The sequence below is a fragment of the Streptomyces albidoflavus genome (genome assembly GCF_000719955.1).
Classification (GTDB): Bacteria; Actinomycetota; Actinomycetes; order Streptomycetales; family Streptomycetaceae; genus Streptomyces; species Streptomyces albidoflavus.
Genome location: NZ_JOII01000027.1, coordinates 66,093 through 88,736 on the forward strand (window position 1 = coordinate 66,093; position 22,644 = coordinate 88,736).

The 22,644-nt window shown below is 73.3% G+C and carries 24 protein-coding genes, 1 tRNA gene and 1 pseudogene; 12 read left to right on the forward strand and 14 right to left on the reverse strand.

The features are described from left to right. Positions 1-101: 101 nt before the first annotated feature. Complete coding sequence (locus IF45_RS0123660; protein WP_030309410.1) at positions 102-836, reverse strand: hypothetical protein; 735 nt, start codon at positions 834-836, stop codon at positions 102-104. Positions 837-883: 47 nt separating this feature from the next. On the opposite strand from IF45_RS0123660, the gene IF45_RS0123665 reads away from it, so the two are divergent. Then, positions 884-1,072, forward strand: a complete 189-nt coding sequence (locus IF45_RS0123665; protein WP_003947232.1) for a DUF5703 family protein — start codon at positions 884-886, stop codon at positions 1,070-1,072. A 105-nt stretch (positions 1,073-1,177) separates the two neighbouring features. Here the strand turns inward: IF45_RS0123665 and IF45_RS34305 are convergent, their stop codons facing one another. The 3 genes from IF45_RS34305 to IF45_RS0123680 form a co-directional block, all read right to left on the reverse strand. Continuing rightward, complete coding sequence (locus IF45_RS34305) at positions 1,178-1,936, reverse strand: chaplin (protein ID WP_010636684.1); 759 nt, start codon at positions 1,934-1,936, stop codon at positions 1,178-1,180. Positions 1,937-2,079: 143 nt separating this feature from the next. Next, positions 2,080-2,313 (reverse strand): chaplin ChpH, encoded by a 234-nt coding sequence (gene chpH, locus IF45_RS0123675; protein ID WP_003947234.1) that lies wholly within the window; start codon positions 2,311-2,313, stop codon positions 2,080-2,082. A gap of 236 nt (positions 2,314-2,549) precedes the next feature. Then, on the reverse strand, positions 2,550-3,884 hold the full coding sequence (locus IF45_RS0123680) for a M20/M25/M40 family metallo-hydrolase (protein WP_030309412.1): 1,335 nt from the start codon (positions 3,882-3,884) through the stop codon (positions 2,550-2,552). A gap of 206 nt (positions 3,885-4,090) precedes the next feature. On the opposite strand from IF45_RS0123680, the gene IF45_RS0123685 reads away from it, so the two are divergent. Beyond that, positions 4,091-4,175: transfer RNA gene (locus tag IF45_RS0123685), tRNA-Leu, on the forward strand. Between the two features lies 1 nt (position 4,176). Here the strand turns inward: IF45_RS0123685 and IF45_RS32560 are convergent. Then, a pseudogene (locus IF45_RS32560) lies at positions 4,177-4,476 on the reverse strand (DUF488 domain-containing protein); the annotation flags it as partial. 107 nt (positions 4,477-4,583) lie between these two features. Here IF45_RS32560 and IF45_RS0123690 point away from each other — a divergent pair. After that, positions 4,584-5,036 (forward strand): YchJ family protein, encoded by a 453-nt coding sequence (locus tag IF45_RS0123690; RefSeq protein ID WP_015508122.1) that lies wholly within the window; start codon positions 4,584-4,586, stop codon positions 5,034-5,036. Between the two features lie 27 nt (positions 5,037-5,063). On the opposite strand, the gene IF45_RS0123695 is transcribed toward IF45_RS0123690, so the two are convergent. After that, positions 5,064-5,789 carry a FadR/GntR family transcriptional regulator gene (locus IF45_RS0123695; RefSeq protein ID WP_003947238.1) on the reverse strand — a complete coding sequence of 242 codons (726 nt, stop codon included), beginning with the start codon at positions 5,787-5,789 and terminating at the stop codon, positions 5,064-5,066. A gap of 153 nt (positions 5,790-5,942) precedes the next feature. On the opposite strand from IF45_RS0123695, the gene IF45_RS0123700 reads away from it, so the two are divergent. Together IF45_RS0123700 and IF45_RS0123705 are read left to right on the forward strand one after the other, a co-directional pair. Continuing rightward, entirely contained in the window at positions 5,943-6,470 is a 528-nt protein-coding gene (locus IF45_RS0123700) for a gluconokinase (RefSeq protein ID WP_030309414.1), read from the forward strand. Positions 6,471-6,577: 107 nt separating this feature from the next. After that, the gene (locus IF45_RS0123705) at positions 6,578-7,975 is read left to right on the forward strand and encodes a GntT/GntP/DsdX family permease (RefSeq protein ID WP_030309416.1); all 1,398 of its coding nucleotides are present in this window, start codon (positions 6,578-6,580) and stop codon (positions 7,973-7,975) included. On the opposite strand, the gene IF45_RS0123710 is transcribed toward IF45_RS0123705, so the two are convergent. From IF45_RS0123710 to IF45_RS0123725, 4 genes are all read right to left on the reverse strand, one after another. Continuing rightward, on the reverse strand, positions 7,941-9,473 hold the full coding sequence (locus tag IF45_RS0123710; protein ID WP_256671091.1) for an APC family permease: 1,533 nt from the start codon (positions 9,471-9,473) through the stop codon (positions 7,941-7,943). The genes IF45_RS0123705 and IF45_RS0123710 overlap by 35 nt on opposite strands. A gap of 59 nt (positions 9,474-9,532) precedes the next feature. Then, positions 9,533-10,486 (reverse strand): hypothetical protein, encoded by a 954-nt coding sequence (locus IF45_RS0123715; protein WP_030309419.1) that lies wholly within the window; start codon positions 10,484-10,486, stop codon positions 9,533-9,535. Between the two features lie 169 nt (positions 10,487-10,655). After that, entirely contained in the window at positions 10,656-11,318 is a 663-nt protein-coding gene (gene catA, locus IF45_RS0123720) for a type A chloramphenicol O-acetyltransferase (RefSeq protein WP_030309421.1), read from the reverse strand. Between the two features lie 80 nt (positions 11,319-11,398). Beyond that, a complete protein-coding gene (locus IF45_RS0123725; protein WP_003947244.1) occupies positions 11,399-13,054 on the reverse strand; it encodes an FAD-binding dehydrogenase in 1,656 nt (551 codons plus the stop codon). A gap of 131 nt (positions 13,055-13,185) precedes the next feature. Between IF45_RS0123725 and IF45_RS0123730 the strand changes: the two genes are divergently transcribed. The 5 genes from IF45_RS0123730 to IF45_RS0123750 all read left to right on the forward strand — a co-directional run bounded on the left by IF45_RS0123730 (position 13,186) and on the right by IF45_RS0123750 (position 15,930). Further along, positions 13,186-13,860 (forward strand): TetR/AcrR family transcriptional regulator, encoded by a 675-nt coding sequence (locus tag IF45_RS0123730; RefSeq protein ID WP_030309423.1) that lies wholly within the window; start codon positions 13,186-13,188, stop codon positions 13,858-13,860. Further along, positions 13,857-14,621 carry an SDR family oxidoreductase gene (locus IF45_RS0123735; protein WP_018469215.1) on the forward strand — a complete coding sequence of 255 codons (765 nt, stop codon included), beginning with the start codon at positions 13,857-13,859 and terminating at the stop codon, positions 14,619-14,621. The genes IF45_RS0123730 and IF45_RS0123735 overlap by 4 nt, the downstream gene beginning before the upstream one ends. Positions 14,622-14,690: 69 nt before the next feature. Beyond that, positions 14,691-15,224 (forward strand): NUDIX domain-containing protein, encoded by a 534-nt coding sequence (locus IF45_RS0123740; protein ID WP_030309425.1) that lies wholly within the window; start codon positions 14,691-14,693, stop codon positions 15,222-15,224. After that, on the forward strand, positions 15,221-15,610 hold the full coding sequence (locus tag IF45_RS0123745; RefSeq protein ID WP_003947248.1) for a YidH family protein: 390 nt from the start codon (positions 15,221-15,223) through the stop codon (positions 15,608-15,610). The genes IF45_RS0123740 and IF45_RS0123745 overlap by 4 nt, the downstream gene beginning before the upstream one ends. Then, the gene (locus IF45_RS0123750; RefSeq protein WP_008411965.1) at positions 15,607-15,930 is read left to right on the forward strand and encodes a DUF202 domain-containing protein; all 324 of its coding nucleotides are present in this window, start codon (positions 15,607-15,609) and stop codon (positions 15,928-15,930) included. The genes IF45_RS0123745 and IF45_RS0123750 overlap by 4 nt, the downstream gene beginning before the upstream one ends. 12 nt (positions 15,931-15,942) lie before the next feature. Here the strand turns inward: IF45_RS0123750 and IF45_RS0123755 are convergent, their stop codons facing one another. Further along, positions 15,943-16,878, reverse strand: a complete 936-nt coding sequence (locus IF45_RS0123755; protein WP_030309428.1) for an NADP-dependent oxidoreductase — start codon at positions 16,876-16,878, stop codon at positions 15,943-15,945. A 189-nt stretch (positions 16,879-17,067) separates the two neighbouring features. On the opposite strand from IF45_RS0123755, the gene IF45_RS0123760 reads away from it, so the two are divergent. Continuing rightward, positions 17,068-18,135, forward strand: coding sequence for a phosphotransferase family protein (locus IF45_RS0123760; RefSeq protein WP_078842917.1), 1,068 nt, complete (start codon positions 17,068-17,070; stop codon positions 18,133-18,135). A gap of 2 nt (positions 18,136-18,137) precedes the next feature. Continuing rightward, positions 18,138-19,352: an acyl-CoA dehydrogenase family protein gene (locus tag IF45_RS0123765; RefSeq protein WP_030309436.1), complete on the forward strand. Its 1,215-nt coding sequence runs from the start codon at positions 18,138-18,140 to the stop codon at positions 19,350-19,352. Positions 19,353-19,416: 64 nt separating this feature from the next. Here IF45_RS0123765 and IF45_RS0123770 read toward each other — a convergent pair whose 3' ends face one another. Genes IF45_RS0123770 through IF45_RS0123780 form a run of 3 tightly spaced genes read right to left on the reverse strand, consistent with a single transcriptional unit; the run spans position 19,417 to position 22,526 of the window. Then, entirely contained in the window at positions 19,417-20,031 is a 615-nt protein-coding gene (locus tag IF45_RS0123770) for a TetR/AcrR family transcriptional regulator (protein WP_003947253.1), read from the reverse strand. Between the two features lie 30 nt (positions 20,032-20,061). Beyond that, positions 20,062-21,759, reverse strand: a complete 1,698-nt coding sequence (locus tag IF45_RS0123775) for a class I adenylate-forming enzyme family protein (protein ID WP_008411958.1) — start codon at positions 21,757-21,759, stop codon at positions 20,062-20,064. Further along, complete coding sequence (locus tag IF45_RS0123780) at positions 21,756-22,526, reverse strand: SDR family oxidoreductase (RefSeq protein ID WP_030309437.1); 771 nt, start codon at positions 22,524-22,526, stop codon at positions 21,756-21,758. Before IF45_RS0123780 ends, IF45_RS0123775 begins: the two co-directional genes overlap by 4 nt. Positions 22,527-22,644 lie beyond the last annotated feature (118 nt).

The window sequence follows — 22,644 nt, forward strand, 5'->3', positions numbered from 1 at the left end:
CGGCCGGCGATCCCGGCCCGGCCGGCGCCTGAGGCCCCCGCGCCCGGGCAAGCGGGCGGGGCCGGACCCCGAAGGACCCGGCCCCGCCGCGGGCAAGCTCGTCAGATGCGCCCCCGCCGCTCCTGATACCCGTCCAGCCCCTCGGCGGCGTCCTCGTCGATGTCCATCACGTCGTCGAGCTCCCCGTCGTCGGAGTCGTCCGGGTCCTCGTCGAACACGGCGCTCATGTCGAAGCGGCAGACGACCAGCTCCGGATCGGCGTCCTCGAAGGGCGCGTCGAGCCACTCCCCGGGCTCGGCGGGCTCCTCGGCGGCCACCACCCACAGGGTGGAATCCCCCTCCTCCAGCCCGAACTCCTTGTGCCGGGAGGCGACCTCGTCCGCCTCGTACTCGCCGAACAGGATGCCGAGGGCGGCGTGCACGCTGTCCCCGACCACGCCCTGGGCCCCCGCCCCGGAGCCGGGCGGGGCGGCGGCCCCGGCCCGGTCGTGGTCGGCGATGCGCTGCGCCTGGGAGAGCAGCCGCCGGGGTTCGGCGACCGCGTAGTCGCGGCGGATGAGGACGCTCAGGGCACTGGGCTCGTCGGGCCCGGTGTACGGCGGCAGGGCCTCCTCGGCGTCGGGGATGTCGAAGGGGGTGACCTCGTCGTAGCGCTCGTAGAGCAGTTCGTCGTATTCCTCGGCGGCGGCGGCCAGGTCGTTGAAGGCGGCGTGGACGGCCGGATCGTCCTCGCCCGTCCTGCGCTCCACCGCGGCCAGGTGGCGGTCGAGCGCGGTCTTGACCGCCTCGGCGGCGGCCCGTACCTCGGCAGCCGTGGGCTGCTCAGCATCAGACATGGTGCTGACGCTATCCGTACCGGGGCCGCTCCCGCACAATAGATGCGATGCCGGAATACGAATTCACTGACGTGTATGTCCCGCGAGGGATCACTCGCACCGATACGACCCGCCTGCTCACCGACCACGCCGAGTACGGCCACTGGGAGCTGGACCGGCTGGTGCTGCTCCCGGACGGCAGCCGCAGGGTGCGGCTTCGGCGGCGGATCATCCGCCAGCTGCGGGCCACCTGGTGAGCGACGGATGAGCCCGGGCACGCCGAAGGGCGGCGACACGCGGTCGCCGCCCTCCGTCGTGTGCCGGGCCGTCCTGGCACCGGCCGGGTGGGTACCCGGTCCGGGTCAGGCGGCCTGGCGTGCCTTGCGGTAGAGGATCGCTCCGCCGAGCAGCAGCCCGCCGGCCGCGGCACCGCCGAGGCCCAGCGGCACGGAGCTGCCCGTCACGGCGAGCTCCTCCGGGACCTCCGGGGTGACCGGGGGCTTCACCGGCTTCTCCGGAGTGACCGGGGGCTCCACGGGCTTCTCCGGGGTGACCGGCGGCTCCACGGGCTTCTCGGGCTTCTCCGGGGTGACCGGGGGCTTCTCCGGCTCGGGCGCCGTGTTGGCGCAGTTGTTGCCGAAGGCGGGGTTCAGCAGCCCGACCACGGAGACGGAGTTGCCGCAGACGTTCACCGGCACGTCGACCGGCGCCTGGACGACGTTGCCGGAGAGGAGCCCCGGCGAGCCGGCGGCGACGGCCTCGGCACTCGCACCCGAGGTGGAGTCGCCGCTGTCGGCGGTCCGGGTGGCTCCGCCCGCCCGGTTGGAGCTGTCCCCCGCCGGCTCGGCCGCGCGCTCGGCGGGCCCGGCCTGGCTCCCGCCGCTGTTGGCGCAGCTGTTGCCGAAGGCGGGGTTGAGGAGACCCACCACGTCCACGCTGTTGCCGCAGGCGTTGACCGGCACGTGGACCGGGACGGAGACGGAGTTGCCGGAGAGCACGCCCGGCGAGTTGGTGGCGGCGCTGCCCGCGCCCGCGTCGGCTTGTGCGTAACCGCCGGTGACGGCGATGACGCCGGTGGCCGCGGCCACCGTGATCAGGCCCTTGCGCATGACCTGTCGCATAGGTTGTTCCCTGCCTTTGACCTTCCGGAGTGTGCGCCACCCGACTGGGTGGCGCCCGTAGATGCCGACGGCCCCGGAGCGCATGGCGCGCGCTCCGGGGCCGGCGGACTTCAGCCCCACGTGAGGCGGGGCGAGGCGCAACGTCAGGCGTTGACGCAGGCGTTGCCGAAGGCGGGGTTCAGCAGACCGATCACGGAGACGGTGTTGCCACAGACGTTCACCGGGACGTGGACCGGAACCTGGACCACGTTGCCGGACAGAACGCCGGGGGAACCGACAGCGGCACCCTGGGCACCGGCGTCGGCGACGGCCATGCCCGCACCGGCGAGAACGAGGCCACCCGTGGCTGCCGCAGCGGCGACGACCTTCTTGATCATGATTCCTCCTTGTTGGCAATGCGATCCCAGCCGCGGACCGCACCACGTGTAACGAAGAATCCAAGGAGGGGGTACGTGCGGAATCCGACGTTCACTCTTCCCAGTCGGATGCGTACGCCCGGCCGAATACGGCGTGAGGCCGGTGGGCCGGGGCGCGGCGCGGGGGAGACTGCCCGCGCCCCGGCTGCGGCAACCGGACCAACGGGCGGCCGCCGCCAAGCTCACCCGATAGGGCGTCAGGAGGCGTCGAGGAACCGGTCGAGCACCCGCACCCCGAACTTCAGTCCGTCGACCGGGACCCGCTCGTCCACACCGTGGAACATCCCGGCGAAGTCCAGCTCCGGGGGGAGCTGGAGCGGCGAGAAGCCGAAGCAGCGGATGCCCAGGTCGTCGAAGGACTTGGCGTCGGTGCCGGCGGAGAGCATGTAGGGCACGGCGCGGGCGATGGGGTCCTCGGCGGAGAGCGCCGTCTGCATGGCGTCGACCAGGGCGCCGTCGAAGGTGGTCTCCAGCGCCTTGTCCGCGTGCACGTCCTCGCGGCGGACCCGCGGGCCGAGGATGCGGTCGAGGTCGGCGAGGAACTCCTCCTCGTACCCGGGCAGGAAGCGGCCGTCGACGTGGGCGGTGGCCTGGCCGGGGATGACGTTGACCTTGTAACCGGCGCCGAGCTGGGTGGGGTTGGCGGTGTTCTTCAGCGAGGCGCCGATGAGCTTGGCGATGCCGCCGAGCTTGGCGAGCGTCTCGTCCATGCTCTCCGGGTCCAGCTCGGTGCCGAGGGCGTCGGAGAGTTCGTCGAGGAAGTGCCGCAGGGTCTTGGTGACGCGGATGGGGAACTCGTGGCGGCCCAGCCGGCCCACGGCCTCGGAGAGTTCGGTGATGGCGTTGTCGCGGTGGATCATCGAACCGTGTCCGGCGGTGCCGTCCACGGTCAGCTTCATCCAGTGCATGCCCTTCTGGGCGGTCTCCACGAGGTAGAGGCGGAGCTTCTCGTTGACGGTGAAGGAGAAGCCGCCGACCTCGCCGATCGCCTCGGTGACGCCCTCGAAGAGGCCGGGGTGGTTGTCGACCAGGTGCCGGGCGCCCCAGGTGCCGCCCGCCTCCTCGTCGGCGAGGAAGGCGAGGACGAGGTCGCGCGGGGGCTTGCGGCCGGTGCGCATCCGCTCGCGGACCACCGCGAGGGTCATCGCGTCCATGTCCTTCATGTCGACGGCGCCACGGCCCCAGACACAGCCGTCGGCCACCTCCCCGGAGAACGGGTCGTGGGTCCAGTCGGCCGCGTTGGCCGGGACCACGTCGGTGTGGCCGTGGATGAGCAGGCCGGGACGGGAGCGGTCCTCGCCCTCGATCCGGACCACGGTGGAGGCGCGGCCCGGGTGGGACTCGAAGATCTCCGGTTCGAGGCCGACCTCGGCGAGCTTCTCCGCCACGTACTCGGCGGCCCGCCGCTCGCCGGGGCCGGAGTGGTCGCCGTAGTTGCTGGTGTCGATCCGGATGAGGTCGCGGCAGAGGTCGACCACCTCGTCCTCGCCGCGAAGGCTCCCGGTCCCCTGGACGGTCTTCGGCTCGCTCACGCTGCTCCTTGGCTTGTCGCCGTGTTGGGTCCTCTCATCCTCACCCCGGGCGGGCCTCGCGCCCAAGACCGGGTCCCGGCCGACATACGCCCGTCACACGCGGCGCCCCTCCCGGGGCGGGACCCGGGGGTGATCGGGGACCCCCAGATGTTTGCTATGGTTTTCCACGTCGCCGCAGGGAAGACCCGGCGGACGACAGACACCTTGTCCGGGTGGCGGAATGGCAGACGCGCTAGCTTGAGGTGCTAGTGCCCTTTATCGGGCGTGGGGGTTCAAGTCCCCCCTCGGACATGATCAGCGTCACGGTGCCCTGGTCCATCAGGTCGAGGAGTTGGCCGACCGCGGCCCGGTGGGCCGGGTCGGCCAGCTCGGTGCGGTACCGCTCGGTGAAGCCGTCGTACCGCTCCTCGGGGTTCTGGTGGTACCAGTCGCGCAGCTCGGTCGAGGGGGTGATCTCCTTCAGCCACACGTCGACGGCGGCGCGTTCCTTGGAGACGCCCCGGGGCCAGAGCCGGTCGACGAGGACGCGGGTGCCGTCGGAGGGCTCGGCGGGCTCGTACACCCGGCGTACCCGGGGGGCTTCGTCACTCACGGCGGCGTCCTTCGGCGAGGGGATCCCTACCCGCGATGAGACCACCGGGAGCGCGGGTGGGCCCGGCGGCCTGCGCCGGGCGGGGGACGGCCGTGGAGAATGGGGCCATGTCACGTCGCGCCCGCAACCGCTCCGCCGCTCCCCGCCGTGCCGCCGCCGTGGCGGTGCGGCCCGCCGACCCGTGCCCGTGCGGCACCGGGCGGACGTACGGCGCGTGCTGCGGACGGTTCCACGCCGGGAGCGCCGAGGCGGCGACGGCGGAGCAGCTGATGCGCTCGCGGTACGCGGCCTTCGCCACCCGTGACGCCGCCTACCTGCTGCGCACCTGGCACCCGCGCACCCGCCCCGCCGCGCTGGACCTGGACGACGGGATGCGGTGGACGGGGCTGGAGATCACCGGCACCTCGGAGGGGAGCGCCTTCCACGCCACGGGGACGGTCACCTTCCGCGCCCACTGGAGCGCCGGGGGCGAGACCGGGGTGATGGCGGAGCACAGCCGCTTCACCCGGGCCGAGGGGAACGGGGCCTGGCTGTACGTGGACGGGGACGTCCGGGACTGAGCGGGCCCGCCGGTCTTCCGCTGCCCGTCAGCTCCCGGCCGGGGCCGCCGGCGGCGGGTCCAGGATGTCGAGTTCCTGGAGGGCGCCGATGGTGATCTCCCGGGTGAGGGCCTCCGCGCGGCCGGCGTCGCGTTCGCGGACGGCCTCGGCGAGGCGTACGTGGAGGGTGACGGCGGCCGGGTCCGGGTCGTGGAACATCACCTGGTGGTGGGTGCGGCCGGAGAGGACCTCGGCGACCACGTCGCCGAGGCGGGCGAACATCTCGTTGCCGGAGGCGCGCAGGACGACGCGGTGGAAGGCGATGTCGTGGCGCAGGTACCCCTCCAGCCGGTGGCCCCGGGAGTGGGCGACCATGCCGAGGGCGTTCTCGGTCAGCTCCGCGCACTGGGCCGAGGTGGCGTGGCGGGCGGCGAGCCCGGCGGCGACCGGCTCGACCGCCGAGCGGAGCACGGTCAGTGAGCGGAGCTGGCGGGGGCGGTCGGCGCCGGCCAGCCGCCAGCGGATGACCTGCGGGTCGTAGACGTTCCACTCCTCGGCCGGGAGCACGGTGACGCCGACCCGGCGCCGGGAGGCGACCAGGTGCATCGACTCCAGGACGCGGACGGCCTCCCGCATGACCGAGCGGGAGACCTCGTAGCGCTGGGCCAGCTCGTCGGTGCGCAGCACGCTGCCCGCCGGGTACTGGCCCTCGGTGATCGCGGGGCCGAGCCGTTCGAGGACGCGTGCGTGGAGTCCCCCGCCCTGTGTGGTCATGTCGATCAGACTACGAGGCTGCCCGCGGGAACAAAAAGTCAGACTTTTATGTCACAGGCTCTTGAATTAGTCGTATCTAATGGGTTTCAGTGTCGTGACCCTCCGGGGCCCGACAGGCGAACGATGTCGAAGAAGACAGCGAGCGAGGCAGCAATGAACACCCCCCACGTCGTCGTGGTCATGGGCGTCGCAGGAACCGGCAAGACCACGATCGGCCCCCTGCTCGCCGAACGGCTCGGCGTCCCCTACGCCGAGGGCGACGACTTCCACCCCCCGGCGAACATCGCCAAGATGTCGGCCGGCACGCCGCTGGACGACGACGACCGCTGGCCGTGGCTGGACGCCATCGGCGCCTGGGCCCACAGCCGGACCGGGCTCGGCGGCGTGGTCAGCAGCTCCGCCCTCAAGCGCTCCTACCGGGACCGGCTGCGCGCCTCCGGGCCGGGCGTGGTCTTCGTCCACCTCACCGGGGACCGGGCGCTGATCGAGGAACGGATGGCCGAACGCAAGGGCCACTTCATGCCGACGGCGCTGCTCGACTCGCAGTTCGCGACGCTCCAGCCGCTCCAGCCGGACGAGGCCGGGGTCTCCGTCGACGTGTCGGGCACGCCCGAGGAGATCGCCGACCGCGCCCGCGCGGCGCTGGCCGCCTACGACCGGGAGCGGGCCGGGTCCTCCTGACCCTGCCTGACCCCGGACCGCCGGGGGCCGGCGCGGGCCGACACCCCGCCCGTCCCCCTCCGCTCCACCCCCTCCCCCACCCACTCTTCACACGAGGGAAGAATCCCGTGACCCGTCTCAGCGTCGAGATGCTGGCAGCGGACGCGGCGGAACCGATCACCTCTGCGGGCAACGCCCAGTTGGGGATCGCCGTTCTCGCCGGCATCGCCGTCATCGTCCTGCTCATCACGAAGTTCAAGGTCCACGCCTTCCTGGCGCTGACCATCGGTTCGCTCGCCCTCGGCGCCTTCGCCGGAGCGCCGCTGGACAAGGCCATCACCAGCTTCACCGCCGGGCTCGGCTCGACCGTGGCGGGCGTGGGTGTGCTGATCGCGCTCGGCGCGATCCTCGGCAAGCTCCTCGCCGACTCGGGCGGCGCCGACCAGATCGTCGACACGATCCTCGCCAAGGCCGGTGGCCGGGCGATGCCGTGGGCGATGGTGCTCATCGCCTCCGTGATCGGCCTGCCGCTCTTCTTCGAGGTCGGCATCGTGCTGCTGATCCCGGTGGTCCTGATGGTCGCCAAGCGCGGCAACTACTCGCTGATGAAGATCGGCATCCCGGCCCTGGCCGGCCTGTCGGTCATGCACGGCCTGATCCCGCCGCACCCCGGCCCGCTCGTCGCCATCGACGCGATCGGCGCCAACCTCGGCATCACCCTGGCGCTCGGCGTCCTGGTCGCGATACCCACCGTGATCATCGCCGGTCCCCTCTTCGGCAAGTACGCCGCCCGCTGGGTGGACGTGCCGGCGCCCGAGAAGATGATCCCGCAGCGCGCCACCGAGGAGACCGACCGCCGCCCGAGCTTCGGCGCGACGCTGGCCACCGTGCTGCTGCCGGTCGTGCTGATGCTCGCCAAGGCCCTCGTCGACATCGTGGTGGACAACCCCGAGTCCGGCGTCCAGCGGGTCTTCGACGTCATCGGCTCCCCGATGATCGCCCTGCTCGCCGCCGTGATCGTGGGCATGTTCACCCTCGGCCGCGCCGCCGGGTTCACCAAGGGCCGCCTCTCCACCACGGTGGAGAAGTCGCTCGCCCCGATCGCGGGCGTGCTGCTCATCGTCGGCGCCGGCGGTGGTTTCAAGCAGACCCTGATCGACGTCGGCATCGGCCAGATGATCCTGGACTTCTCCGAGAGCTGGGCCATCCCGACCCTGCTGCTCGCCTGGCTGATCGCGGTGGCGATCCGGCTGGCGACCGGTTCGGCGACGGTGGCGACCATCTCGGCGGCCGGTCTGGTGGCCCCGCTGGCGGCGGACATGTCGTCCTCGCACATGGCGCTGCTGGTGCTGGCGATCGGCGCGGGCTCGCTCTTCTTCAGCCACGTCAACGACGCCGGCTTCTGGCTGGTCAAGGAGTACTTCGGGCTGAACGTCGGCCAGACCATCAAGACCTGGTCGGTGATGGAGACGATCATCTCCGTCGTCTCGCTCATCTTCGTCCTGCTGCTCTCGCTGGTGCTGTAGCACCCGCTGGCGGCGAGGCCCGGACACCCGAAGGGGGGACCTCGGGGCGGGTGCGCTTGAGGAGCAGGCCGTAGCCGATCCCGGCGACCGCCGCGAGGCCGATCACGCCGGGCAGCAGCCAGCTGAGCGCCGACCCGGACTCGGCGCCGACCAGCACGGAGAAGTCCTTGACGGTGTATCCGGCGATGGTCAGCAGGGCGAGTCCGGCGATGCCGGAGGCGAGCAGCCGCCAGAGCTGGGCGCGGGCGGCGCCCCGGCGGGCGAAGAAGACGATCACGGCCAGCGACGCGGCGGCCATCAGGACGATGATGCCGAGCGCGCCGACGTTGCCCATCCAGGTGAACATCCGCAGCACGGGCGCGGTCGGGTCGCCGACCGGGTTGCCGTCGGTGAGGGCGAAGGCGGCGACCAGGACGACCGAGATGCCGGTCTGCAGCAACGAGCCGGTGCCGGGGGCGCCGCTGCCGGGGTTGGTACGGCCGAAGGCGGCGGGCAGCAGGCCCTCGCGGCCCATGGCGAAGGCGTAGCGGGCGACGACGTTGTGGAAGCTGAGCATCGCCGCGAACATGCCGGTGACGAAGAGGATGTGCAGGACGTCGGTGAAGGTGGTGCCGAGCCGCGACTCGGTGAGGTGGAAGAGGAGCCCCGCGCTCTGCTCGCGGGCGTCGCCGACGATCCCGGAGGGGCCCGACGCCACGGTGAGCGCCCAGGAGCTGATCATGAAGAAGAGGGCGACGAAGCCGATGGCGAGGAACATCACGCGGGCGACCACGATGTGCGGGCGCCGGGTCTCCTCGGCGTAGACGGGGGCCTGTTCGAAGCCGACGAAGGCGGCGATGCAGAAGCAGAGCGCGGTGCCGAGCCCGGCGCCGGTGAGGGTCTCCGGGTTGAAGGCGTGCAGCGACAGGCCCTCGGGGCCGGGGTCGGCGATGGCGGCGACGTCGAAGATGACGACCAGGACGCACTCGATCAGCAGCAGCACCCCGAGGACGCGGGCGTTGAGGTCGATCTTCAGCCAGGCGAGGACGGCGACGGCGGCCACCGAGGCCAGCGCGAAGATCCACCAGGCGATGTCGAGCCCGAGGTAGGTCGAGCAGATCACCGACACCTCGAAGCCGAAGATCCCGTAGATGCCGACCTGCATCGCGCTGTACGCCACCAGCGCGACCAGCGAGGCCCCGGCGCCGGCGGTCCCGCCGAGGCCGCGGGAGATGTACGCGTAGAAGGCGCCGGCGTTGTGGACGTGGCGGCTCATCTCGGCGTAGCCCAGGGAGAAGAGGGCGAGGACGATGCCGAGGATCACGAAGAGCAGGGGCTGCCCGGTGATGCCCATGACCCCGAATGTCGTGGGCATGACACCCGCGACGACCATGAGGGGGGCGCTGGCGGCGAGGACGGACAGCAGCAGCCCGGTGGTGCCCAGGCGGTCGGCCCGCAGGGCGCGCTCTTCGCCCTTGTAGGTGCGGATTCCCTCGGAGGAGGGGGTCTCGGCGGTCATCGGTTCGGGGTCCTCTCGGAGGGTGGCGGTGGTGCGGCGGTACAGGGGCCGACGGCGGCTCAGGCGGCGCCCAGGGCGGCGCTGCGGGCGGCGTGGAAGGCGTCGTACGGGTCGCGGTCCGGGTAGGCCCAGGGGGCGCGGGTGGCGTGCGGGCCGATGCGGTGGAAGAGGGCGGCCGCCTCGGCGGGGCGGCCCTCGCAGAACTTGGCGTGGGCCAGGTAGTTGAGGTCGGTGCGGATGCGGCCCCGGTCCAGGCGCTCCTCCCACTCCAGCCACCAGTCGAAGGCGGTGCGCAGGACCTGGCGGGCGCGGCGGGAGCGCCAGTGGCCGGAGGCGGCCGGGTCCGGGGGTTCGCTGCCGGCGGCGGCCAGCACCCGGTAGCGCTCGGCGTGGGCGACCACCGGGAGCACGGCGAGCGGGGAGTCCGGGGAGGCGTGTTCGGCGGACCAGGCGGCGAAGTCGTAGACCTCGTGGAGCGGGTCGCGGCCGAGTTCGGGGTGGCGTTCGGCGAGGCGGGCGACCATCAGGTGGTGGGCCATGTGGTGGTCCTGGTGGCGTACGCGCACCGCGTCGAAGAGGCGGACCACCTCGTCCTCGGTGCCGCGTCTGCGGGCCAGCAGGAGCAGGGCCAGCCACGGGGTGGGGTCCTCGGGGGCGAGGGCGGCGGCGCGGTGGCAGGCGTCGGTGGCCTCGGGGCAGTACCGGCGGTCGCCCAGGGCGCGGGCGACGGTGGCGCAGCCGATGAGGGCGGCGGCGTCGGCGCTGTCGGGCTCGGCGATCCGCCACTCCTCGCCCCAGGCGGCCGCGCCCTGGGCGGCGGCCAGCACGGTGAGGCGGTGGCCGCGCAGGTCCCAGTCGGTGCCGGTGTGCGCCAGGAGTTCACGGACGGCCGTCCAGCGGCCCTGGATGAGGGCGGCGCGGGCGGCGATCAGGTCGGCGTCGCCAAGTGCGGGGTCGAGGGGGTGGGTGGCCCGTTTGCGGGCACGGCCGAACGGGGGCGGGGGTGGGGGCACCGCGAGGGTCCTTCACGACACGACGTGCGAGCGACTGATCACGCGCAGTCAAGCGGGCGGGCGCCCGCCGAGTCAAGGCCCACCCGGGCCCATTGGGGGCAACCCCGTTGTGCCCGGGCGGTGTTGGGGTGCCCGTGGGCGCCGGACGGGCTTGGGTGTGGACGGTCTCTCACAGCCAGGCCGGGTCGGCGAGGAGGGTCTGGAGTTCGTCGGTGAGGCGGGCCGTGTGGAAGCCGTCGGCGGCGGCGTGGTGGATCTGTACGGAGAGGGGGAGCAGGAGGCGGGCGTCGCGTTCGGTGTAGCGGCCAAGGGTGAAGATGGGGGCGAGGTGGTCCCAGCCGTCGCGGATGTCGAGGGTGAAGCCGGTGAAGGAGGCCCACGGGAGGCTCGACACGTCGAAGGCGTTGGGGGGCGGATTCCCCTGCGGGAAGAAGGCGGTGGCGCGGCTGTGCACGGCGAGGAGCGGGGCGGCCGTGTCGTGGAACGTGCCGAAGTCGGGGTCGTAGGGCGCCCAGACGCAGGCGAAGGTCTCGCGCTCCGGGTTGAAGACCGTGAAGGCGGGGTGCACGACCGGCCAGACGGCCGGGTCGCCCGAGGAGGTCAGGCACATCCTGAACTCCTCGTGCCGGTTGACGACCGTGGCGAGCGCCCAGACCTGCGCGAGGTACGACTTGCGCGGTGAGCGGCGCAGGGCCGCGGCGAAGGCGGTGACGTCCACCTCCACCGTCATCGCGTACGTGCACGGGACGCGCCGGCGGTAGTGGTCGAAGTGCTGCCGGCGCGGCCACGTGTCGAGGTCGATCGGGGCCGGGGTCGGGATCGGGGCGTCCATCGGCTCAGCATGTCAGCCGCCGGTGTGCGGGCCGTAGCGGTTTTCCGCCCGGAGCCCGCCCCTCCCCCGGGGGCGGCCGGTCAGGCGGTCGCCTCGGCGGCGGCCCGGCCGGCGGTGCGGCCGGAGAAGAGGCAGCCGCCGAGGAAGGTGCCTTCGAGGGAGCGGTAGCCGTGGACCCCGCCGCCGCCGAAGCCGGCGGCCTCCCCGGCCGCGTAGACGCCGGGCAGGGGCTCCCCGGACGCGGTGAGGACGCGGGAGGAGAGGTCGGTCTGGAGGCCGCCGAGGGACTTGCGGGTGAGGATGTTGAGGCGCACGGCGACGAGGGGGCCGGCCGCGGGGTCGAGGATGGCGTGCGGGGCGGCGGCGCGGATGAGGCGGTCGCCGAGGTAGGAGCGGGCGCCGCGGATCGCGGTGATCTGGGAGTCCTTGGTGAAGGGGTTGGTGATCTCGCGGTCCCGGGCGGTCAGGGTCCGGTGCAGCGCGGCCTCGTCGATGAGGGGTTCGTCTGTGAGCGCGTTCATCCCGCGGACCAGGGCGGGCAGTTCCCGCTCGACCACGAAGTCGGCGCCCTGGTCCATGAACGCCTTGACGGGCGCGGGCACGTCGGCGCGGGCCCGCTGGAGGACGCCGCGCACCGAGCGGCCGGTGAGGTCGGGGTTCTGCTCGGAGCCGGAGAGGGTGAACTCCTTGCCGATGATCCGCTGGTTGAGGACGAACCAGGTGTGCTCGTGGCCGGTCCGCATGATGTGTTCGAGGGTGCCGAGGGTGTCGAAGCCGGGGAAGAGCGGGACGGGCAGCCGGTTGCCGGTGGCGTCGAGCCAGATCGAGGAGGGGCCGGGCAGGATGCGGATGCCGTGCCGGGCCCAGATCGGGTTCCAGTTCTCGATGCCCTCGGTGTAGTGCCACATGCGGTCGCCGTTGATCAGGTTGCCGCCGGCCTCGGCGGCCACGTCCAGCATCAGGCCGTCGACGTGCGCGGGGACGCCGGAGAGCAGCTTCTTCGGCGGGGTGCCGAGCCGCTCCGGCCAGTTCCGGCGGACCAGGTCGTGGTTGCCGCCGATGCCGCCGGAGGTGACGATCACGGCCTGGGCGCGCAGTTCGAAGGCGCCCGCGACCTCACGGCTGCTGGCCCGCCCCCGGTCGGCGGTGGAGGGTTCGAGGATCTCGCCGGTGACGGTGTCGACGCTGCCCTCGCCGCGGCCGAGCCCGGTCACCCGGTGCCGGAAGCGCAGCTCGACCAGGCCGCGGGCGACGCCCTCGCGGACCCGGCGCTCGAAGGGCGCGACAAGGCCCGGCCCGGTGCCCCAGGTGATGTGGAAGCGCGGGACGGAGTTCCCGTGCCCGCCCGCGTCGTAGCCGCCGCGCTCGGCCCAGCCGACGACGGGGAAGAACCGGACGCCCTGGCCGTGCAGCCAGGCCCGCTTCTCGCCGGCGGCGAAGTCGACGTACGCCTCGGCCCAGCGGCGCGGCCAGTGGTCCTCCTCGCGGTCGAAGCCGGCGGTGCCGAGCCAGTCCTGGAGGGCGAGGGCGTGGCTGTCCTTGATGCGCAGGCGGCGCTGTTCGGGCGAGTCGACGAAGAAGAGGCCACCGAAGGACCAGTGGGCCTGACCGCCAATGGACTGCTCGGGCTCCTGGTCCAGCAGGATCACCTTGCGTCCCGCGTCGACGAGTTCGGCCGTGGCGGCGAGCCCGGCGAGCCCCGCGCCGATCACGATCACGTCTGCGTCGTACGCCATGTCCACGTCCTCGTTCCCTGGGTTACCGGTGGGTTAGATCCTGTGCGGCGCCGGTGCGGGCGTCAACACCCGGGGCGCCCCGCCTAGCAGCAATGCTGGACATTAATAATGTGCAGTATTACTTTGGAGCCATGGTCAGGAAGGCGAGCGGGACCCGGGAGAAGCTGGTGCGGGCGGCCGAGGAGGTGTTCGCCGCGCAGGGGGTGGACGGCGCGCAGCTCCGCGACATCACGCGGCTGGCCGGACAGGCCAACCCGTCGGCGGTCCAGTACCACTTCGGGTCGCGGGCCGGGCTGCTGGACGCGGTCATGGCCGAGCGGCAGGAACGGACGGAAGCCGTACTGGCAGCCGGGTTGGCCGCGCGCCACCTGGACGACGGAGCGGGCACGGACCAGGACGGCGGCTCCCCGGATCTCCTCCGCGAGCTGCTGGGCGCGCTGATCGCCGCCGAGGCGAGCGAACTGGCCACCGGGCCGGGCCGGCGCTGCCTGTGCATCTCGGCACAGCTCAGCCACGAGAGCGGGGTCCGCACCCGCGTCCCGCACCCGACGCTGGCCGGGACCCGCTACTGGGAGGTGATCGGCCGGATCGAGGAGTGCCTGGCCGCCCTCCCGGAGCCGCTGCGCCTGGAGCGCCTCGACCTGGCCCTGACCCTGGTGGGCGCCGCCCTGGCCGACCGGGCCCGGCAGTACCTGGCGGGCGCCACCCCCCTGACCGGCGAGCGGCTCTTCCTGGCCGACCTCGTCGAGACCACCGCATCACTGCTGCGGGCGACGGTGCCCGCGGCCGGAAGGACAGCACCATGAACGACCTCAGCGGCAAGACCGTCATCATCACCGGCGGGGCCCGCGGCCTCGGGGCGGAGGCCGCCCGCCAGGCGGTCGCGGCCGGGGCGCGCGTCGTCCTCGCCGACGTCCTGGACGAGGAGGGCGCGGCCACCGCCCGCGAGCTGGGCGACGCCGCCCGGTACCAGCACCTCGACGTGACCGGCGAGGAGGACTGGCAGCGCGTGGTGGCGTACGCCCGGGAGGAGTTCGGCTCGGTCGACGGGCTGGTCAACAACGCGGGGATCTCCACCGGCATGTTCCTGGAGACGGAGAGCGTCGAGCGGTTCCGCAAGGTCGTCGACATCAACCTGACCGGGGTCTTCATCGGCATGAAGACGGTGATCCCGGCGATGAAAGAGGCAGGCGGCGGCTCGATCGTCAACATCTCCTCGGCCGCCGGCCTGATGGGCCTCGCGCTCACCTCCTCGTACGGCGCCTCCAAGTGGGGTGTGCGCGGGCTCAGCAAGCTCGCCGCCGTGGAGCTGGGCACCGACCGCATCCGCGTCAACTCCGTCCACCCCGGCATGACGTACACCCCGATGACGGCCGAGACCGGCATCCGGCAGGGCGAGGGGAACTACCCGAACACCCCGATGGGCCGGGTGGGCGAGCCCGGGGAGATCGCCGGGGCGGTCGTCTTCCTCCTCTCCGACACCTCCTCCTACGTCACCGGCGCCGAACTGGCCGTGGACGGCGGCTGGACCACCGGGCCGACGGTGAAGTACGTCATGGGCCAGTGAGCCCGCCGCGCGGCCGGCGCCCCGCCCCCTGACCCGTCCGGGCCAGGGGGCGGGGTGTTACATGGGGGCATGGAGAGCGAGCCGTACGAGGACCCCGCCGAGGAACTGCTGGACGTGGTGGACGCCGAGGACCGGGTCGTGGGCACGGCCCGGCGCGGCGAGGTGTACGCCCGGGGGCTGCGGCACCGGTGCGTCTTCGTCCGCGCCCGCGACGCGCGGGGCCGCACCTTCGTCCACCGCCGCACCGCCACCAAGCTCCTGTACCCCTCCCGCTACGACCTCTTCGTCGGCGGCGTGGTCGGCGCCGGGGAGGAGTACGACGCGGCGGCGCTCCGGGAGGCCGAGGAGGAGCTGGGCGTCAGCGGCCTGCCGGCCCCCACTCCCCTCTTCTCCTTCCTCTACGAGGACCCGGACGGCCACGGCTCGTGGTGGTCGCGGGTCTACGAGGTGCGGTGCGAACAGCCCGTGGAGCCGCAGGTCTCCGAGGTGGCGTGGCACGCCTTCCTCACCGACGAGGAGCTGGCGGCCCGGCTCCCCGAGTGGCCGTGGGTGCCGGACGGGCTCGCCGCCTGGGAACGGCTGGCCGAGCGGGAGGGCCGGTGAGCCTGCGGCAGGACCTCAGGCTGTGGTGGTCGCCGGCCCGGATCGCCGACGAGGGCGACACCCCCGACTACCGCTTCTCCCTGGCCAACGAGCGGACCTTCCTCGCCTGGCTGCGGACGGCCCTCGCCCTGATCGCGGGCGGCTTCGCCGTCGACCAGTTCCTGCCCGGGCTCCCCGACGGCTGGCGGATCGCGCTGGCCCTCGGGCTGCTCGCCTCGGGGGTGCTCTGCGCGCTGCGCGCCGTCCACCACTGGGTGCGGTGCGAGCGGGCCATGCGGCGCGGCGAGGATCTGCCCGTCTCGCGCTTCCCCGCGCTGCTGAGCCTGCTCGTGGCGGTGGTGGCGGTCGCCATGGTGGTGGTCGTGGTCTTCGGCTGGGCCGGGTGAGCACCCCGGCCGTCCGCGACCCCGGGCTCCAGCCGGAGCGGACCCGGCTCGCCTGGCGGCGGACCACGCTCTCCTGCACGGTCGTCGCGGTGCTCGCCGCCCGCGCCGCCCTGCACCGCTCCGGCGGCGCCGCCGGGGTGCTGGCGCTCGCCGCCTGCTGCCTGCTGTGGATCGGCTTCCTGGCCCTGGCCCACCACCGCCTGCGCGCCCTGGTCCCGGCCCGGCCGGCGCCGCTGCCGGCGCGGTGGGCGCTGGGCGCGGTCTGCTGCGCGGCCGGGCTGGCGGTGGCCGCCGGGGTGCTGGTCGCCTCCCCGGCCTGAGGCCGCCGGCGCTCACTCCCAGTCGACGGTGATCACCGTCTTGCCCTGCGAACCGGGATACTGGGCGGCGGCCCGGTGTGCGTCGTCGGCCTGGTCCAGGGGGAAGCTCCGGGCCACCGTGACGCCGACCGCCCCGGCCTCGGCGAGTCCCGCGAGGTCGGCGAGGTCGTGCGGGTCGGGGCGGACGAAGACGTAGACGCCGCCGAGCGAGAGCACCTCCCCGTCGGCCACCGAGGCCAGCCGGCCGTCCGGGGCCAGCAGCGGCGGGGTCCCGGCGAGCACCGGCCCGCCGACGGTGTCCAGGGCCGCGTCGACGCCCTCGGGCACCAGTTCCCGTACGGCCGCGCCGAAGCCGTCCTCGTAGGCGACCGGTTCGGCGCCGAGCGCCTGGACCTGCTCGGCGGCGTCCGCCCGGGAGGCGCCGACGACGCGGGCGCCGAGGTCGACGCCGATCCGGACCGCCATCGAGCCGACCGCGCCCGCCGCGCCGTGCACCAGCAGGGTCTCGCCGCGCCGGACCCGCAGCCACCGGCGGAGCGCCTGGAGGGCGGTGAGGCCGGCGAGCGGGAGGCCGGAGGCGGCCAGGAAGCCGAGGTTGCGGGGCTTGTGGGCGAGGGTGCGGACCGGGCAGGCGACGTACTCGGCGCAGGTGCCCTGGCCGAGCCAGTCCTTGCGGGCGTAGCCGATGACCTCGTCGCCGACCGTGTACTCGTCGACCGACCAGCCGCGCTGCACGACGACGCCGGAGACGTCCCAGCCGGGGATCACCGGGAAGGCGGTGTCCAGGAGCGGGGCGAGCAGGCCGGAGCGGCAGGCCAGGTCGACCGGGTTGACGGCGGTGGCGACCACCTTGACGAGGACGGCGTCGGGCGCCAGTTTCGGATCGGGCAGATCGCCGTACTCCAGCACCTCCGGGCCGCCGAAGGTGCGGTAGCTGATCCCCTGCATGGGCTGCCTCCCGGACGGGTCGGGCGGGTTCCCCCTCCTTCGAGGCTCGGCGGCCGCAAGGCGGGGCGCAACCGGGCGGGGAGCCGGGCGCGGGGAGGCGATCCGGATCACGTCGGGCTCCGCCTCTGGACGACATACCGACTGGTCGGCATCATGGGGGGCGACCCTGCACCGCACCACCCAGGAGCCATGATGAGCCCAGAGCGACCGGACACCCCCGCACCGCAGGAGGACGAGGCCGCCGCCTCCCCGCGCGGCCTGGACCTGGTCCGGCTGCGCGCCTACCTGGACGCGGAGCGGCCCGGGCTGGTCGCCGGGCCGCTGACCGGCAGACTCATCGAGGGCGGCCGCTCCAACCTCACCTACGCGGTCACCGACGGCACCGCGCGCTGGGTGGTACGCAGGCCGCCGCTCGGCCACGTGCTGGCCACCGCCCACGACATGGCGCGCGAGCACCGGGTGATCAGCGCGCTCAGCGACACCCCGGTCCCGGTCCCCGGCACCGTCCTGCTCTGCGAGGACACCGAGGTGCTGGGCGCCCCGTTCTACGTGATGGAGTTCGTCGAGGGCATCCCGTACCGCACCTCGCAGGAGCTGGCCGCGCTCGGCGAGGAGCGGACCCGGGAGGCGGTGCTCGGTCTGGTCGACACCCTGGTCGACCTGCACGCCGTCGACCCGGCGGCGGTCGGCCTCGACGACTTCGGCCGGCCCGAGGGCTTCCTGGAGCGGCAGCTGCGCCGCTGGGGCAAGCAGCTCGACGCCTCCCGCAACCGCGAGCTGCCCGGCATCGACGAGCTGCACGCCGCCCTCGGCGAGGCGCTGCCCGCCTCCGGTCCGGCCACCGTGGTGCACGGCGACTTCCGGCTCGACAACGCCCTGATCGGCCCGGACGACCGCATCCGGGCCGTCCTCGACTGGGAGATGTCCACGCTCGGCGACCCGCTGACCGACCTGGGCCTGCTGGTCATGTACAGCACGCCGCTCCAGCTGCCGGGCTCCCCCATCGGCACCACCGCCTCCGCCCCGGGCCACCCCTCCCCCGCCGAGCTGGTCGCCCGGTACGCCGAACGCTCCGGCCAGGACACCTCGGCGGTCTCCTGGTACACCGCCTTCGCCTGGTTCAAGCTCGCCGTGATCCTCGAAGGCATCCACTACCGCTGGACGCTCGGCCAGACCGTCGGCGCGGGCTTCGACCGCATCGGGGAACTCGTCCCCGTCTTCATCGAGCACGGTCTCACCACCCTCCAGGAAGGCTGACCATGGACTTCGCGTACGACGCGCGCACCGAGGAACTCCGCACCAAGCTGCTCGCCTTCATGGACGAGCACGTCCACCCCGCCGAGGCCGTCGCCGACGAGCAGCGGAACCAGCTCGCCTCCCCCTGGGACGAGCCGCCCGTGGTCGCGGAGCTGAAGGCGGAGGCGAAGCGGCAGGGCCTGTGGAACCTCTTCCTCCCCGACCGTCGGTACGGCGCCGGGCTCACCAACCTCCAGTACGCGCCGCTCGCCGAGATCACCGGCCGCTCCCCGCAGCTGGCGCCGACCGCGCTGAACTGCGCGGCGCCGGACACCGGCAACATGGAGCTGCTGGCCGAGTTCGCCGACGAGGCGCAGCGCAAGGAGTGGCTGGAGCCGCTGCTCGCCGGCGAGATCCGGTCGGCCTTCGCAATGACAGAGCCGGAGGTGGCCTCCTCGGACGCCACCAACATCACCACCCGGATCGAGCGGGACGGCGACGCGTACGTGGTCACCGGCCGCAAGTGGTACATCTCCGGGGCGATGAACCCCGACTGCAAGATCTTCATCGTCATGGGCAAGACCGACCCCGACGGCGCCGACATCCGCCGCCAGCAGTCGATGATCCTGGTCCCGCGCGACACCCCCGGCGTCACCGTCAAGCGGGCGATGCGGGTCTACGGCTACGAGGACCACTACCACGGCGGCCACGCCGAAGTGATCTTCGACCAGGTCCGCGTCCCGGCGGCCGGCCTGGTCGGCGAGGAGGGCGGCGGCTTCGCCATCGCCCAGGCACGGCTGGGGCCGGGCCGTATCCACCACTGCATGCGGCTGATCGGCATGGCCGAGCGGGCCATCGAGCTGATGTGCCGCCGCGCGGTGGAGCGGGAGGCGTTCGGCAAGCCGCTGGCGGCGCAGGGCGTGGTGCACAACTGGATCGCGGACGCCCGGGTGACCGTGGAGCAGCTGCGGCTGCTGGTGCTGAAGACGGCCTGGCTGATGGACACCGTCGGCAACCGGGGCGCGCACACCGAGATCCAGGCGATCAAGATCGCGACGCCCCGCGCGGTGGTGGACATCATCGACCGGGCGGTGCAGCTGCACGGCGCGGGCGGGGTGAGCCAGGACTTCCCGCTGGCCGAGCTGTGGGCGGCCGCCCGCACCCTGCGGCTGGCCGACGGCCCCGACGAGGTCCACCAGCGCTCGCTGGCCCGCCGGGAGCTGAAGAAGTACCGCTGACCCGGGAACGGCCGAAGGCCCCCGCCCTGAAGTGGGCGGGGGCCTTCGCGGTGCCGGTTCCGGCTCAGGTGCCCGGGTGGGTGAGGGCGCGCAGGAGCAGGTCGGCGAGGTGGGTGGCGACCTGCTGCGGGGTGAGCGGGCCGTCGGGGCGGTACCAGGTGGAGAGGTGGTGGACGGAGCCGAAGTGGTAGTCGACCACCAGGTCGGCGGGGATGTCGCGGGTGAACACCCCGGCCCGCTGTCCCTCCTCGACCAGGGCGCGGAACCGCTCGTGGTAGCGGCGCCGCTCGGCCCGGACCTGCTTGTTCTTCTCCGGGCTCAGCTGGTGCATGGAGCGGAAGAAGATGGAGGCGTCGTCGAGGTTCTCGATGGTGGTGACGACGACGTCGGCGGCGGCCGCGCGCAGCCGCTCCTCGACGGGCTCCTGGGAGCCGGCGTACATGTCGAGGCGCTCCTGCTGGAGTCTCAGCAGCCGGGCGTAGACCTCCTGGAGGAGGTCCTCCTTGGAGCCGAAGTAGTGGTAGAGGGCGCCCTTGGTGACGCCGGCCGCCTCGACGATCTCCTGGACGGAGGTCCGGTCGTACCCCTGGTCGGCGAAGAGGCGGGTGGCGGCGGCCAGCAGCCGCCGGGGTACGGGCGTGCCGTCGCCCTCCGGGTTTCCGGGCGTGTTCTGGGGCACTGCGCGCCGCCACCTTCCTCGTCGCTGCCGCTAGGCGCGGCCTTCGGTCTCGTTGCCGCCGGAACCGGCGCCACTGGGTGAACGCAGTTCCCGCCGGAGGATCTTCCCACTGGACGTCTTCGGCAGCTCGGGCAGGACCCGCACCTCGCGCGGGTACTTGTACGCGGCGAGCCGCTCCTTGCAGTGGGCGACCAGGTCGGCGGGGTCCGCCTCGGCCCGCAGACTGACATAGGCGCGGACGGTCTCGCCCCGGTAGGGGTCGGGGACGCCGACGACGGCGGCCTCGCGGACGGCCGGGTGGGTGTACAGGACGTCCTCGACCTCGCGCGGCCAGACCTTGAAGCCGGAGGCGTTGATCATGTCCTTCTTGCGGTCGACGACGTACAGCCAGCCCTCGCGGTCCATGAAGCCGATGTCGCCGGTGCGCAGCTCGCCGCCGGGGAAGGTCTCGGCGGTCGCCTCGGGGCGGCGCCAGTAGCCGGGGACGACCTGGGGACCGCGTACCGCGATCTCGCCCTGTTCGCCGAAGGGCACCTCCTGGCCCTCGGGGTCGAGGATGCGCACCACCGAGTCGGGGCCGGGGACGCCGACGGCGAGGGTGCCGGAGACCGGGTCGACGGGGGCCTCGCGGCCGGGCGGGACGGAGGCGCAGGGGGCGGTGCACTCGGTGAGGCCGTAGCCGTTGTGGAGGTACGGGCCGAAGCCGGCGCGGAACTTCTCGACCAGGGCGGGCGGCAGCGGGGCGCCGCCGGAGGAGATGAGGACGAAGGAGGAGAAGTGGCCCGGGGTGGCGGCGGGGTGGGCGGCGAGCGCCATGAAGGCGGTGGCGGGGCCGACGGTGTAGGCGGGCCGGTGCTCGGCGAAGGCGTCGAGGACGGCGCCGGGCTCGAAGCGGTACGCCAGGGCCAGGGTGCCGCCGTTGAGGACGCAGGCGGCGAACTGGGCGACCATCCCGGTGATGTGGAAGAGCGGGGCGAGGGCGAAGTAGGTGGAGCCCTCGGGGATGCGGGAGCCGGTGCGCTGGCGTTCGGCGTTGTAGGTGATGTTGCCGTGGGTGTTGGTGGCGCCCTTGGGGGTGCCGCTGGTGCCCGAGGTGTAGCTGATGAGGGCGGTGTCCTCGGCGGTGCGCTCGCGGCCCTCGGGGGCGCGGTGCCCGGCCCGGGCGACGGTCAGCAGGTCCTCGGTGTCGGCGAACGCCGGTACCGGATCGAAGGTGAGGACCCGGTCGTCGTCGCGGCTCTGCAGCTGCCGCTCGTCGGCGGTGAGGACGAGGCGTACGGCACTCCCGGCGGCAACCTCGCGCAGGTACGCCTCCCAGGTGCGGTCGGCGCAGACCAGGCCGCTGACCTCGGCGTCGGCCAGGACGTGGGCGACCTCGCCGGACTTGTACATCGGGTTGACCGGGACCACGACGCCGCCGGCCTTCCAGACGCCGAGGACGGCGAGGACGTAGTGCGGGCTGTTCTGCAGCATCACGGCGACGCGGTCGCCGGGGCCGATGCCGTGGGCGGCGAGGTGCCCGGCGACGGAGTCGCTGAGCAGGTCGGCCTCGCGGTGGTCGATCCGGCCGTCGAAGTAGGCGAGGGCGGTGCGCCCGGGGTGGCGGGCGGCGCCCGCGCGGAAGGCGTGGACAACGGTGGGCGGGGGCGCGACGGGCGCCTTCTGGACGTCGTCGAGGAGTGCGAGCCACGGCTTGGTCTCGTAGCCGTGCCGGGGAGCGGTCGTCATCGGCCTGCTCCTTCCCAGGTCTGCTGGAGGTGGTTCATGGAGCCGAGCCAGCGCTCGGGGTCCTTGGCGCGGGCCGCGTAGTACCCGGCGACCTCGGGGTGCGGAAGGATGAGGAAGCGGTCCTCGGCGATGCCCGCGAGGAGGGCGTCGGCGACGTCCTCGGGGTCGATGGCGGTGGGGGCGAGGACCAGGTCGCCGGCGGAACCGGCGGCGGTGAGCATGTCGGTGCGCACGCCCTGCGGGCAGATGGCGTGGACCTTCAGGCCGCGGTGGCGGTAGGTCAGCGAGAGCCATTCGGCGAAGGCGTACGCGCCGTGCTTGGAGACGCTGTACGGGGCGGCCCCGATCATGGTGAGCAGGCCGGCGGCGGAGACGGTGGAGACGAAGCGGCCGTGGCCGCGCTCGAGCCAGCCGGGGAGCAGGGCGCGGGCCGCGCGGACGTGGGCCATGACGTTGACGTCCCAGGCCGCCGCCCAGATCTCCTCGTCGGCCTCCTCGGTGCCGGGGGAGGTCAGGCCGGCGTTGGCGCACCAGGTGTCGACGGTGCCGCCGAGGGCGTCGCGGGCGGCGTCGACCACGGTGGAGGCGTCGCCCCAGACCGGGATGGCGCCGGTGCGTTCGGCCACCTCCTTCGTGCGGGTCTCGTCCAGGTCGTTGACGACGACGCGGGCGCCCTCGCGGACGAAGCGCTCGGCGAGGGCGGCGCCGATGCCGCCCGCGGCTCCGGTGACGACGATTCCTGTTCCCTGCACGGAGGAGGTGTCCACGTGGCTCCCAATCAGCGATCTGCCTGCGGCTGGCCTTGGCAGACTAACCAGTCGGTATGTGGTTGGGAAGAGCTGGGGCGGGGGTCGGTCCTGCCGCCACCCCGGGCCATTGGTGGTG

Bases quoted from the DNA above. Each gene is read 5' to 3' on its own strand.
- IF45_RS0123660 (WP_030309410.1), bottom strand. From the start codon at position 836: ATGTCTGATGCTGAGCAGCCCACGGCTGCCGAGGTACGGGCCGCCGCC.
- IF45_RS0123665 (WP_003947232.1), top strand. From the start codon at position 884: ATGCCGGAATACGAATTCACTGACGTGTATGTCCCGCGAGGGATCACT.
- IF45_RS34305 (WP_010636684.1), bottom strand. From the start codon at position 1,936: ATGCGACAGGTCATGCGCAAGGGCCTGATCACGGTGGCCGCGGCCACC.
- chpH (WP_003947234.1), bottom strand. From the start codon at position 2,313: ATGATCAAGAAGGTCGTCGCCGCTGCGGCAGCCACGGGTGGCCTCGTT.
- IF45_RS0123690 (WP_015508122.1), top strand. From the start codon at position 4,584: ATGTCACGTCGCGCCCGCAACCGCTCCGCCGCTCCCCGCCGTGCCGCC.
- IF45_RS0123695 (WP_003947238.1), bottom strand. From the start codon at position 5,789: ATGACCACACAGGGCGGGGGACTCCACGCACGCGTCCTCGAACGGCTC.
- IF45_RS0123700 (WP_030309414.1), top strand. From the start codon at position 5,943: ATGAACACCCCCCACGTCGTCGTGGTCATGGGCGTCGCAGGAACCGGC.
- IF45_RS0123710 (WP_256671091.1), bottom strand. From the start codon at position 9,473: ATGACCGCCGAGACCCCCTCCTCCGAGGGAATCCGCACCTACAAGGGC.
- catA (WP_030309421.1), bottom strand. From the start codon at position 11,318: ATGGACGCCCCGATCCCGACCCCGGCCCCGATCGACCTCGACACGTGG.
- IF45_RS0123725 (WP_003947244.1), bottom strand. From the start codon at position 13,054: ATGGCGTACGACGCAGACGTGATCGTGATCGGCGCGGGGCTCGCCGGG.
- IF45_RS0123730 (WP_030309423.1), top strand. From the start codon at position 13,186: ATGGTCAGGAAGGCGAGCGGGACCCGGGAGAAGCTGGTGCGGGCGGCC.
- IF45_RS0123735 (WP_018469215.1), top strand. From the start codon at position 13,857: ATGAACGACCTCAGCGGCAAGACCGTCATCATCACCGGCGGGGCCCGC.
- IF45_RS0123740 (WP_030309425.1), top strand. From the start codon at position 14,691: ATGGAGAGCGAGCCGTACGAGGACCCCGCCGAGGAACTGCTGGACGTG.
- IF45_RS0123755 (WP_030309428.1), bottom strand. From the start codon at position 16,878: ATGCAGGGGATCAGCTACCGCACCTTCGGCGGCCCGGAGGTGCTGGAG.
- IF45_RS0123760 (WP_078842917.1), top strand. From the start codon at position 17,068: ATGATGAGCCCAGAGCGACCGGACACCCCCGCACCGCAGGAGGACGAG.
- IF45_RS0123765 (WP_030309436.1), top strand. From the start codon at position 18,138: ATGGACTTCGCGTACGACGCGCGCACCGAGGAACTCCGCACCAAGCTG.
- IF45_RS0123775 (WP_008411958.1), bottom strand. From the start codon at position 21,759: ATGACGACCGCTCCCCGGCACGGCTACGAGACCAAGCCGTGGCTCGCA.